The sequence below is a fragment of the Bifidobacterium margollesii genome, assembly GCF_002860355.1.
GTDB classification, from domain to species: Bacteria; Actinomycetota; Actinomycetes; order Actinomycetales; family Bifidobacteriaceae; genus Galliscardovia; species Galliscardovia margollesii.
Map to the genome: position 1 here is coordinate 72,536 of NZ_NMWU01000005.1, position 11,810 is coordinate 84,345.

An 11,810-nucleotide genomic window follows, 5' to 3' on the forward strand; every position below is an offset into this window, starting at 1 on the left:
GGCGGGATTGGCCGCCGGGAAATCAGAGAAAGGAAGAGAGAAGAGAAGGGTTCAGTTATGAGGATTCAGTTATCATCCGCTTACCGAGTGGTTCGGCGTGCCGCACCATCCGCGGGATGTGTTCGGATCCTTCCGGGTTGCACCTCCGGGGTTTCCGTTGACAACTCTTATATAACTCGCCCTTACTGAATGCAACGATGCCATAACCTGAAAATAACCTGAAAATCATGCGCGGGAAATGTGCGACCGGTGTGCCCGAAATCCAGACCGATGGCGGTTTTCCGTACCGTGTCGTGGTTTCGCGGCCTGATCCATCGAACCCGAACCGTCCGGGCATGCAACTTGGTCAATGCGATCATTAAGAAGCCGATTCGGACGTATTCATAAGCACTTCGACCAAGTAACGAGGCTGATGAGCGGTTCCGCCAGTTCACCCCAAAAGCCGATCGGAAAAGAAAAAGCCCGGTGGGAGAAAACACCGGGCTAGAGAGAAGAGAGAAGAAGGGTTCAGTTATGAGATTCGACTGGGAATCTCGCCGGCGGTGCTATCCGCTGACATGACTGATATAACCAGCCCTTTCTTGGCGGAACGATATGGGAACCTGAATCTTTCCTGAAAATGTGTGACGGAATCGTGAAATGTGGCAGGCCGTGCTGGCTCAGCCACATTCCACGGCGGACATTGCAATCATCCGTCCGATCGTCCGTTTCCGGCGATCGGGCGGAATCACTTCGCCTCCTCGGCCAGCTTCGCCTTGGCAGCGGCCAGACGCTCCGCCTCCTTGGCGCGACGGGCATCAAGCTCGGCCTGGAATCGATCAAGCTCCTCCTGCACGGCTTCCTTCGGAATCTTCGCGAAGATCGGCTTCGGCTTCGGCACTGCGGCACCGACCTCGATGGGCTCGCTCTTCCACGGATGCACGTTCACGCCGAGCTGGTAGTCGCCGGTGATGATCGGGTAGGTGAATCCCGGCTTGTCGAGATCCTCCACCTCTTCGATGTGCGGCAGCGGGGAGAACGTGCCCTTGCCACCGAGCGCCTCCCACACCTTCTGCGCGGAATGCGGCAGGAACGGGGCGAGCAGATGGTTGGCGTCGGATACGGCCTGCGCGGCGACGTGCAGCACGGTGCCGAGTCGCGCCTCGTCGTCCTTGATCTTCCAAGGTTCGACGGCGGAGATGTACTTGTTGATCTCGCCGACGATGCGCATGGCCTCGGCCAGCGCGGCCTTCTGGTGATGCTTTTCGAGGAACCCGCCGACGGTGTCGAACGCGGCGACGGTCTGCTCCAGCAGCGCGCGATCCTGATCGGTGAGCTTCGACTCGTCGACGGCGGGGATGGCGCCGAAGTTCTTGGCGATGAGGTTGGCCACGCGGTTGACGAGGTTGCCCCATGCCGAGGCGAGCTCCTCGTTGTTGTGGCGCACGAACTCGGCCCAGGTGAAGTCGGAGTCGGAGGATTCGGGGCCCGCCACGGAGATGTAGTAGCGCACGGCGTCCACCGGGTAGCGGGAGAGGATGTCCTTCACATAGATCACGATGCCGCGGGAGGAGCTGAACTTCTTGCCCTCCATGGTCATGAACTCGGAGGCCACGACCTGCTCGGGCAGGTTCAGCGGGCCGAGCTCGCCGGTTTCGCCGCCCTTGGAGCCGGCACCGTTGTAGGCCAGCATTTCGGAGGGCCAGATCTGGGAGTGGAAGGTGATGTTGTCCTTACCCATGAAGTAGTAGCCGGGGGTCTGCGGATCATTCCACCAGGCGCGCCACGCTTCGGGATCGCCCTTGCGGCGGGCCCATTCGATGGAGGCCGAAAGGTAGCCGATCACGGCGTCGAACCACACGTACAACTTCTTGTTCGGGTTGTCGATCCAGCCTTCCACCGGCACCGGAATACCCCAGTCGATGTCTCGGGTGATGGCGCGCGGCTTGACCTCCTTGAACAGGCCCTTGGAGAAGTTGATGACGTTGGTGCGCCATCCTTCGCGGGTGTTGAGCCACGCGAGATTGGCTTCGGCCAGCGCGGGCAGGTCAAGGAAGAAATGCTCGGTCTCCTCGAAGCGCGGGGTTTCGCCGTTGATCTTGGAGACGGGGTTGATCAGGTCGATCGGGTCGAGCTCGTTGCCGCAGGCGTCGCACTGATCGCCACGGGCGCCGTCGGTATGGCAGATCGGGCATTCGCCTTCGATGTAGCGATCGGGCAGGGTACGGCCGGTGGAGGGGCTGATGGCCACCTGCTGCACACCCTTGTAGATGTAGCCGTTCTTCAGGCACTGTCTGAACAGCTCCTGCACCACCTTCTCATGATTGCCGGTGGTGGTTCGGGTGAACAGATCGTAGCTGAGGCCCAGATCGCACAGATCCTTGGCGATCACACGGTTATACCGGTTGGCGAGCTCCTGGGCGGTGAGGCCCTCCTTTTCGGCCTCCACCAGAATCGGGGTGCCGTGCTCATCGGTGCCGGACACCATCAGCACGTCGTTGCCCTTCATGCGCTCGAAGCGTGCGTAGACGTCCGAGGGGACGCCAAAACCGGCCACATGGCCGATGTGACGGGGGCCGTTTGCGTACGGCCAAGCGACGTTGACAAGAATATGACTCATAAAAACCGATTATGTGCGTTACAGAGGACAGCGCAGACCGTTCCGCAGGACGTGCACCGACCGGCAGACCGCGGGTTATGCACGATTGTCCGACCGGTATTGTGCATAACCGAGAGCGGTTATCCACAACGAATGCTCGTATGCGACGGAATCGTCCACTTTTCCACATTTCTTCCGCCCCGGTTTCGCTGCGCACCGCTTCCCCCTAATGTCGGCACCATGAATACAGCATCAACGACTATGAAGTCGACCATCATGCACCCGGCGACGACGCCGGCGACCCTGCAGCCGACGTCCACGAGATTGCCGACCGCTCTCGCAACGCCTGACCGCGCACCGGGCATTCCACCGTATATCGGCGACATCGCGAATGCCTGTCTCGCACAGGACAGGCAGACCCGCGCAAGACGAGGAGCGAGATGCGCCGGAACCGGACCGGGACGTTCCCGCTCCCGCACCGGTACGAGGCCGCGGTCTCCCGCCGATGGCAGATCATCAGGAACGCATCCTTCGGGACGACCGACGCGGTTCTCATCGGAGGACTCTGCAAGACGCGACGACGCCGATCGTCCGCGGAAAGTCCTCCCCGCGATCATACGGATCGGAGACGTCACCGGAGACATGGGACTTGAGCGACTGGTGGAGCGGCAAGTACTGGTTCGATTGGACGACACCTGCGCCTATTCCACGTCGCAGGCCGGAACGCTCTACGGCAGGGCCTCGATCGCGGAGCAAATGGTGCCGTTCGGAGCGGCTGCGGCAGGGCCGCTGGCGATGTGGATATGGCAGGGAGGCCGATTCCCCAATCGAGTGGATGTGATTTCGGGGTCGCATTTCCGCGCCAGAATCCACGGAAGACAGATCATCGCGCACAACAGGCGCACGCCACCGGAGCAACTGATGCGACTGCGGCAGCTGCTGGTCACCTCGCCGATGCGCACCGCATGCGATCTGGCCTGCATGAATCTGCCGGAGCAACGTCCGGCCCACACGGAAACGTTGATAGCGAAGATGCTTGACGCCTATGAGATCAAGGCGTCTCAATGCCTGAAAATCCTATGGGAGAATCCCCGTTGGCCCAATCATGGCCCTGCCGTGCGCATGATGACGAACGTGGAGGAGCTGATGCTGCTGAATCGGCAGCAACGGGAGCTGACCGAAGCGAACATCGACGACGAGGCCGCGGCCATCGGAACAAGCAGCGGAACCGACCATGCGCACGACGAGGGCACGGCATAAACGGCATCGACGCGCGCACGCGCGGGACGATCCGCGGCACGACGAGCGTCTTACCGGCATCGGGAAACGTCCCCGAGCCGAGCGGCAGCGGGTAGCGGCACCACCCCCGCCACCGTTGCGGCTTACGGTTGGCGTGGCGTGTGATCCGTCCACCGAACCGGACGTGCTCTGGCACATCGCACGGGAGGCGCCGGAACTGCGCATGTGGCTGATCGCCAACACCGCAGCCACCCCGGAGCTCCTGGAATTCGTGGCTCAGGCCGGCGGTCCCGGAGTAAAGCGCGCCTTCGACGTGCTGTTCGAGTCGATGGAGGACGATGCCCGCACCGCTGCTGTCTGAAGTGCTGCCTGAAGCGCCGCCTGATTACTGCTTGATCTGCAACACCGCCGAATAGACCTGCTTGCGATTGGCGAGCGAACCATCGACCATCGGATGCTCCTCGATCACCTCGGCGATGGCCTCCTTGATGCGCAGACCGTCCTCCAGAGCACGATCGATGGCCAGCACCGCCAGATCCTCCACGCTCAGCGAGGATGGTGCCATCTCGCGGGCCTCATCCTCGGAGGCTCCAGCGATCACCAGCACGATCTCTCCGCGAGGCGGATCGTCGATCACCCCCTGACGGATCTCGCCGATGCCGCCTCGGCGGACTTCCTCATAGTCCTTCGTCAGTTCGCGGGCCAGCGCCATCTGACGGTCCGAGCCGAAGGCGGAGAGCAGATCGTCCATCGACTCGGCGATGCGGTGCGGCGTTTCGTAGAACACGATGGTCCGCCGTTCGGACTGCAGCGAGCGCAGACGCTGCACGCGATCCGAATGCTTGCGGGGCAGGAACCCTTCGTAGCAGAATCGATCCGTGGGCAGGCCGGACAACGCCAGGGCGTCGAGCACCGCGCTCGGCCCCGGGGCGCAGGTGACCGGGAGCCCCCGTTCGATGGCCCGACGCACGATCGCCAGACCGGGATCGTTGATTGTGGGCATGCCCGCGTCGGAAACGACGAGCACGCAGGCGCCCGTCTCCACCTCGTCGAGCAGACCGTCCGCCTTGCCCCGTTCGTTGTGGTCGTGGTAGGCCACCACCCTTCCGCCGACATGCACATCCAGTCGACGGGCGAGATCGTACAGGCGTCGGGTGTCCTCCGCGGCCACGATGTCGGCCTGCTCCAGCAGTGCCGTCAATCGTGCCGAAGCGTCCGATACGTTGCCTATGGGAGTAGCCGCAAGCACCACCGTTCCTCGTGGAATCTCCAGAATACGACCATCCCGATCACCGTTTGTTGACGACTGCATACCTTCCAGTATCCACGATCCACGTACCTAATCCGGCAATGGCCCCGGAAGCAATATGAATAATAGTTAAATTCTGCCGGGTTTTGCCCCTGTTTTTATCCCCGTTCGTCGAAGTCGATAATAGAGTGGTAGGTATGGCCCAGATATTCAATGCACCCTCAAAGGCGATCCTCAAGTCTCAGATCGCCGAGCATATCGCGGAAACGCCGAAAGACACCCGCGAGAACCCCAACGCCGCTCATTACGAGCCTCTGCCCAAGGACAGGTTCTTCGACCGTGAGCTGAGCTGGCTGAAGTTCAACAAGCGAGTGTTGGAGCTCGCCCAGGACGAGACCCTTCCCGTGCTGGAGCGCGCCAACTTCGCCGCCATCTTCGCGTCGAACCTCGATGAGTTCTTCATGGTTCGCGTGGCCGGCCTCAAGCGCCGCATCGACACCGGCATCGCCGTGCCGAGCGCCAGCGGCCTGAGCCCCCGCCAGCAGCTGCGCGCGATCTCCGATCAGGCCCACCGCCTGCAGGACGAGCACGCCGGCTACGTGATCGAGCACATCCTGCCCGATCTCGCCAAGGAAAACATCGTGCTGCTCAAGTGGAGCCAGCTCACCATCGCCGAGCAGGAACGACTGAGCAAGTTCTTCCGCCATCAGGTCTTCCCCGTGCTGACCCCGCTGGCCGTGGATCCCGCTCACCCGTTCCCCTACATCTCCGGCAACTCGCTGAACCTCGCCGTGATCGTGGAGAACCCGAACTCCGGCAAGTCGCACTTCGCCCGAGTGAAGATCCCGGACAACCTGCCCCGTCTGGTGGCCGTCGACGACATGACCGACGACGAGGCCACCGATGTGCGCTACGGCTTCGTGACGATGGAGAACCTCATCATCGCCCATCTGGAGGCCCTGTTCCCCGGCATGATCATCAAGGAGGCCCGCTCCTTCCGCGTGACCCGCAACGAGGACATCGACGTCGAAGAGGATGACGCCGAGAACCTGCTCAACGCCATGGAGAAGGAACTGCTGCGTCGTCGCTTCGGACCGCCGATCCGTCTGGAGCTTTCCGAGAGCACCAGCCCGTTCCTCTCCCAGCTGCTCGCCGACCAGCTTGGCGTGAACGACGAGGAGGTCTACCGCCTGCCCACGCCGCTCGACGCCACGGTGCTGTTCGAGCTCGGCGGAGTGGACCGCCCGGACCTGAAGTTCCCGAAGTTCGTGCCCACCACCAACCGTCAGATCGCCGAAGTGGAATCCAGCCGCGCGCAGGACATCTTCGCCGCGATCCGCGAGCGCGACATCCTCCTGCACCACCCCTACGACTCCTTCTCCACCTCCGTGCAGGCGTTCCTGGCTCAGGCCGCCGCCGACCCGAAGGTGCTGGCCATCAAGCAGACGCTGTACCGCACCAGCTCCAACTCCCCGATCGTGGACGCGCTGATCGACGCCGCCCACGCCGGCAAGCAGGTGCTGGCCCTGGTGGAGATCAAGGCCCGCTTCGACGAGGACGCCAACATCGCCTGGGCCCGCAAGCTCGAACGCGCGGGCGTGCATGTGGTGTACGGCATCGTCGGCCTCAAGACCCACTGCAAGCTGTCGCTGGTGGTTCGTCAGGAAGCCGATGGTCTGCGTCGCTACTGCCATGTGGGCACCGGTAACTACAACCCGAAGACCGCTCGTCTGTACACCGATCTCGGTCTGCTCACCTGCGATCCGGTGGTCGGTCAGGATCTGACCCGCCTGTTCAACCAGCTGAGCGGCTACGCGCCGAAGTCAAGCTTCCACCGTCTGCTGGTCGCCCCGCGCGGCATCCGCACCGGCCTGATCGAGCGCATCCGCCGCGAGGAGACCGCGGCCCTCGCCGGCAAGCCCGCTTGGATCAAGATCAAGGTCAACTCCATCGTGGACGAGGCCACCATCGACGCCCTGTACCGCGCCAGCCAGGCCGGCGTGAAGATCGACATCGTCGAGCGCGGCATCTGCTCGCTGAAGCCCGGCGTGCCCGGCATGAGCGAGAACATCCGCGTGCGTTCGATCCTCGGCCGCTTCCTGGAGCACAGCCGCATCTACGCCTTCGCGAACTCCCAGGGTCCGCAGATCGGCGAGGGTCCGGCCTCCGGCCCCGAGGTGTGGATCGGTTCCGCCGATCTGATGCACCGCAACCTCGACCGTCGTGTCGAGGCGCTGATCCGCATCACCGCCCCCGAGCAGATCGAGGAGCTCATCAAGTACGTGGATCTGCAGATGGCCGACACCACCAGCAGCTGGCACATGCAGCCCGACGGCACGTACGTGCGTCATTCCACGGATGACGACGGCAAGCCGCTGATCGACAGCCAGGAGGCTCTGATCAAGAAGCACACGCGTCGTCCGCGTCACAGCTGATCCGCCGAAATCTGCGAACGGCAGATTCGTGAACAGCCCGGATACCAATTCGATAACGGTATCCGGGCTGTTTGCATATCGGTCGCCGTTGTCGCTCTCGGTCATTTTCCGCCACCCTCAGTACCGCGTCCACACCGAATTGTTGTCATTTATTGCACTCCAATGACCCTGAATCAATCCAACCGCTCCATAATGGAAGTGTGTTTTTCTGCATAGGTGCACATCACCGCACTGCCGCAGTGAAGCGCAGATCATAACAAGCAGTCGTCGATCAACCGTTTCGCGGTTACCGAGGCCGTGCCCGCACGCCCCGCCGCAAACGGACCGACGACGAACAGAGAAGGAACATCGCATGAGTAGTACGGTCGTCGAAGCAGCCGGCGGCATCGTATACCGCTGGCGCGATGATATTCGGCTCGAAGGCCCCAAGGCCAAGGACCCGGATATCATTTTGGATAATCTGGAAGTATGCGTCGTCCATCGACCGAAATATGACGATTGGAGCTGGCCGAAGGGCAAGCTTGACATCAATGAATCGCATCGGCATGCCGCCGTGCGCGAGATCGGCGAGGAGACCGGCCTGCCGGTGGCGCTGGGCGCGTATCTCGGAGAGATCGAGTATCCGCTCGAAGACGAAGGCAAGCCGGGCAAGCGACGCTGCAATCCCAGCAAACCCCGCAAGCATGTGCTGTACTGGAACGCCCATGTGATCGATCCGATCGCCGCGGAGAAACGCCGGTACGCCTTCGGCCCGATCAACACCGATCCCAATGAGGTGGACAACATTCTCTGGATGTCGCCGGCCGACGCACGGCACAAGGTCACGCATGTCCTCGACCGCGATATTCTCGATCAGTTCGTGGCCAAGGTGCGCGGCGGGATTCTCGGCTCCCGCATGTTCCTGCTGATCCGACACGGCAAGGCCGAGGGACGTAAGTTCTGGGGCGGCACCGATGCCGATCGACCGCTCACCCCGCGCGGAGCGGCCTACGCCTATGCGCTGACCCGCGAGATCGCCTGTTTCGGCATCGACCGGCTGGTCACATCCCCGTGGAGACGCTGCACCGGCACCATCGAAACATTCTCCTGGCAGACCGGACTTCCGGTGCATATGGCCGACGATCTGACCGAAGACGCCTTCGCCGACCATCCCGATTCCGCATGGGCGTGCATTCTCGGCGAAATGCAGCATACGATCGACTCCGACGAAACCACGGCGGTGTGCATGCATCGGCCGGTGATCGGTGGAGTGTTCGAGCATATGCGCAATCTTTGCGTGTCGAAGGCGCTGGCCAAGCGGCTTCCCGCGAAATCGCCGTATATGGCCACCGGACATGCGGTAGCCTTTAATATCGTTGAAGCGGACGATGGTCCGGCCATCATCGATATTCAGAAGGTAAATCCGATTGTCTACTAATTCATCTGCCTATGGTTCCGCTTCGGTGCGCGCCGCCGGCTCCGGTTTCGCCGCGGCACGCTCCGGCGCAGCCCGGTTCACCCGGCCGGCGCAGCTCGACGCCGCGCTGATCGATCAGCTTTCCGGCGGCGTGGATCCTCAGCGGCTCAGCGATATGAGCCACACCACCGCAGCGTCACTGCTTGACCGCGTGCATCATACGCAGGATCCGCAGGTGGTGGAGCGCGTGCTGACGCTGGTGGAGCGCGAAGGGGTGGATCTTGTGGCCGAGCTGTGGAGTTCGGCCGAGTCGGAGTCCCTGCCCGGCGTGCTGTGGCGGCTGTATATGCTGCGCACCTGGATGCGGCGCAATCGCGAGGGCATTTCGCGCCTGTGGCGTTTGGGCGAGCCCGTGGCCACCACGGCGTCGGCCATCGCCGGCGTGGATCAGGCACCGACCGAATCGGATATCGCCCGTACCGCGGATTCGATTCTTTCCGGTGCGTTCACCGGCGATTTCGCCGTGGCTCTGGAACGGGCCAGCGCGTTCTGTTCGGTGATCTCGGCTGGTCTGATCACCGAAGTGAAGCGCCGGCAGACGGAATCGGAGCGTCTTGGGCTTTCCGAATCGGAGGCGAGGGCTGCGCTGGCGAATTCGGGCGCGCCCCATATGGCGAAGACCGCGAAATCACTGGCCGGCACGGCGAAGGATTTCCAGGCCGGAGCCGGCCTGTGGCGCAAGGGCAGACTGGAGTAGCTGGCATAGCGGAAAACGGGGCTGGGGCGGCCGGCGAATACCGGTCGGCACCACTGCTTCAGTGTTACTCTGCCTTCCCCTCCGAGGGGAAGGTGGCCGGCGAATGCCGGTCGGATGAGGTGGCTTCGATTCATCGGCGCGGTTCCTCACTCGGCCAGCGCAACTCCGGCCGTTGTTTTGCACAGACACCCACCATGCCGTACACTGGGTGTCGCGTCGGGCCGTGCATTGCCCCGGGCTCCATTTTTTGCCGCTGCGAGCGGCCCTTGCGCCGACAGGCGCATTCACGGTCCGGCGTTCCTTCTTCCTACATTCCGGCGATCGGCATCCGCACTGCGATCGGCATCCGCACCGCAAGCCGGTCGTATATCCACCCCATCACCACTGACTGTCCTTGACGATCTTGTACGTATTGCCGTCATCACCGAACCAGCCGGAACGGCTGTCGACGTAATCCTGTGCCTCTTCCATCGTCACACCTTCGACCACAGCCTGATCATCCGTGAACCATCCGCCCACCTTGACCACGCTGTAGGTCGGATCGCTGAAGAAGAATCCCATGTCCATTCCTTTCTCGGAAGTTTTCATCGTCACTTACGGGAACCGGACAATTCGGCAAGGAGCTACGGGAGCCATCCGGCAATCAAATCACACATTCTCATGGAATTCCCAGCTAACACTCACAACACGTTGAACCTTACGGGGTTATATAGGAATCACGGTTCAACAACCGCAATAACTAAAACCCTTTCTTCTTCTCTCTTCCTCTCTGGCCCGGCGGTCTTCTCTCCCGCCGGGCTTCTTCTTTGTCTCCCCTTTTTACCGCATCTCCAGGTTCGCCGCAGGTTCAGGCGGGGCACCAACATGAACCAGTCGCATCGTCACGCAGCTCAGGTACCGTCACGCGGACCGGGTACCGTCACGCGGACCGGGTACCGTCACATGGACCAGGTACCGTCACACGGATCACCCGGACCATGTGACGCAATGATCAAACCATTGATATTCCAACGTTCTGACGAGTGCGTCACGCGGACCACCTAGCCCATGTGACGCAAGACGAACCACGTGACGCATTCCACCAGCCCAAGTGACGGTACAGCAACGGCCCCATACCGAAACGCGAAGAGCCCATTCAGACCGGAATCCGTGAACATCTTTTGAGCACAATATTCCCGGAATCAGGGATAATCAGGGGCGAATCCGTATGCACAGGGTATGGGAAAGCCCTTGAAACCTCAATGATTTCAAGGGCTAGGACGTGCCCCCCGTGGGATTCGAACCCACAACCCACGACTTAAAAGGACGCTGCTCTAACCGTTGAGCTAGAGGGGCAACTCTTCTAAGATACACGCCTTGGACGAACAATACAACTCAGACCGGCAAACCGGTGGATCTGCCGCCAGATCCACCGCCGGATCAACCCACGAACGAACGGATCAACCCATCCAGACTCACATCCAGATGGATCAATCCACATCCAGACGGTATCCCATGCCGGTTTCGGTCTTGAGGTATCGCGGATGCGCCGGATCGGGCTCGATCTTCTTGCGCAGCTGCGAAACGTACAGGCGCAGATACCCCGAATCGTTCACATGCTCGGCGCCCCAGATCTCGGTGAGCAGATCACGACGGGTCACCAGCTTGCCGGCATTGCGCACCAGCACCTCCAGCACCTTCCATTCGGTGGGGGTGAGCTTCACGCGCACCTGCCGTCCCTTGCGACCGCGGAACACGGCATGGGCGGTCAGATCAATGGTCACGTCGCCCAGCGAGACGGTCGGCGAATCGTTTTCCTGAGGCGCCCGCCGCAGCAGCGCGCGAATACGGGCCAGCAGCTCGTCGATCGGCACGGGCTTGGTCACGTAGTCATCCGCGCCGGCGTCCAGCACGGCCACCTTCTCCCGCTCATCGGTACGACCCGAAACCACGAGGATCGGCGCATCCGTCCAGCCGCGCACCCCCTGGATCACGCCCATGCCGTCCATTTTCGGCATGCCAAGATCCACCATGAACAGATCGGGATGCTCGCGCACGGCCACGGTGATGCACTCCACGCCGTCCTTCGCGGTCACGATGTCGTAGCCCTGCGAATGGAGGGTGATCTTCAACGCCTTCAGGAACTGCGGATCATCGTCCGCGATCAGAATCTTCAT

At 62.0% G+C, this 11,810-nt stretch carries 8 protein-coding genes, 1 tRNA gene and 1 pseudogene; 5 read left to right on the plus strand and 5 right to left on the minus strand.

All coding sequences use genetic code 11. From position 1 onward, the window contains the following. Nucleotides 1-727: 727 nt before the first annotated feature. The gene (gene metG, locus Uis1B_RS01750; RefSeq protein ID WP_101614961.1) at nucleotides 728-2,599 is read right to left on the minus strand and encodes a methionine--tRNA ligase; all 1,872 of its coding nucleotides are present in this window, start codon (nucleotides 2,597-2,599) and stop codon (nucleotides 728-730) included. Nucleotides 2,600-3,220: 621 nt separating this feature from the next. Between metG and Uis1B_RS01755 the strand changes: the two genes are divergently transcribed. Together Uis1B_RS01755 and Uis1B_RS01760 are read left to right on the plus strand one after the other, a co-directional pair. Then, entirely contained in the window at nucleotides 3,221-3,838 is a 618-nt protein-coding gene (locus Uis1B_RS01755) for a hypothetical protein (protein ID WP_101614963.1), read from the plus strand. Between the two features lie 133 nt (nucleotides 3,839-3,971). Further along, nucleotides 3,972-4,178 carry a variant leucine-rich repeat-containing protein gene (locus Uis1B_RS01760; protein WP_101614965.1) on the plus strand — a complete coding sequence of 69 codons (207 nt, stop codon included), beginning with the start codon at nucleotides 3,972-3,974 and terminating at the stop codon, nucleotides 4,176-4,178. A 24-nt stretch (nucleotides 4,179-4,202) separates the two neighbouring features. On the opposite strand, the pseudogene rsmI reads toward Uis1B_RS01760, so the two are convergent. Beyond that, a pseudogene (gene rsmI, locus Uis1B_RS01765) lies at nucleotides 4,203-5,084 on the minus strand (16S rRNA (cytidine(1402)-2'-O)-methyltransferase); the annotation flags it as partial. Between the two features lie 179 nt (nucleotides 5,085-5,263). Between rsmI and Uis1B_RS01770 the strand changes: the two are divergent. The 3 genes from Uis1B_RS01770 to Uis1B_RS01780 all read left to right on the plus strand — a co-directional run bounded on the left by Uis1B_RS01770 (nucleotide 5,264) and on the right by Uis1B_RS01780 (nucleotide 9,654). Beyond that, on the plus strand, nucleotides 5,264-7,501 hold the full coding sequence (locus Uis1B_RS01770; protein ID WP_101614969.1) for an RNA degradosome polyphosphate kinase: 2,238 nt from the start codon (nucleotides 5,264-5,266) through the stop codon (nucleotides 7,499-7,501). Nucleotides 7,502-7,853: 352 nt separating this feature from the next. Further along, on the plus strand, nucleotides 7,854-8,918 hold the full coding sequence (locus tag Uis1B_RS01775) for an NUDIX hydrolase (protein ID WP_101614971.1): 1,065 nt from the start codon (nucleotides 7,854-7,856) through the stop codon (nucleotides 8,916-8,918). Between the two features lie 25 nt (nucleotides 8,919-8,943). Further along, nucleotides 8,944-9,654, plus strand: coding sequence for a hypothetical protein (locus Uis1B_RS01780; RefSeq protein ID WP_207763358.1), 711 nt, complete (start codon nucleotides 8,944-8,946; stop codon nucleotides 9,652-9,654). Nucleotides 9,655-10,032: 378 nt separating this feature from the next. On the opposite strand, the gene Uis1B_RS01785 is transcribed toward Uis1B_RS01780, so the two are convergent. The 3 genes from Uis1B_RS01785 to Uis1B_RS01795 all read right to left on the minus strand — a co-directional run bounded on the left by Uis1B_RS01785 (nucleotide 10,033) and on the right by Uis1B_RS01795 (nucleotide 11,810). After that, on the minus strand, nucleotides 10,033-10,215 hold the full coding sequence (locus Uis1B_RS01785) for a hypothetical protein (protein WP_101614975.1): 183 nt from the start codon (nucleotides 10,213-10,215) through the stop codon (nucleotides 10,033-10,035). Between the two features lie 701 nt (nucleotides 10,216-10,916). Beyond that, nucleotides 10,917-10,989 (minus strand) — tRNA-Lys (locus tag Uis1B_RS01790). A gap of 134 nt (nucleotides 10,990-11,123) precedes the next feature. Continuing rightward, nucleotides 11,124-11,810, minus strand: coding sequence for a response regulator (locus Uis1B_RS01795; protein ID WP_101614977.1), 687 nt, complete (start codon nucleotides 11,808-11,810; stop codon nucleotides 11,124-11,126).

Coding starts and splice junctions, on each gene's coding strand:
- metG (WP_101614961.1), bottom strand. CDS start 2,599: ATGAGTCATATTCTTGTCAACGTCGCTTGGCCGTACGCAAACGGCCCC.
- Uis1B_RS01755 (WP_101614963.1), top strand. CDS start 3,221: ATGGGACTTGAGCGACTGGTGGAGCGGCAAGTACTGGTTCGATTGGAC.
- Uis1B_RS01770 (WP_101614969.1), top strand. CDS start 5,264: ATGGCCCAGATATTCAATGCACCCTCAAAGGCGATCCTCAAGTCTCAG.
- Uis1B_RS01775 (WP_101614971.1), top strand. CDS start 7,854: ATGAGTAGTACGGTCGTCGAAGCAGCCGGCGGCATCGTATACCGCTGG.
- Uis1B_RS01785 (WP_101614975.1), bottom strand. CDS start 10,215: ATGGGATTCTTCTTCAGCGATCCGACCTACAGCGTGGTCAAGGTGGGC.
- Uis1B_RS01795 (WP_101614977.1), bottom strand. CDS start 11,810: ATGAAGATTCTGATCGCGGACGATGATCCGCAGTTCCTGAAGGCGTTG.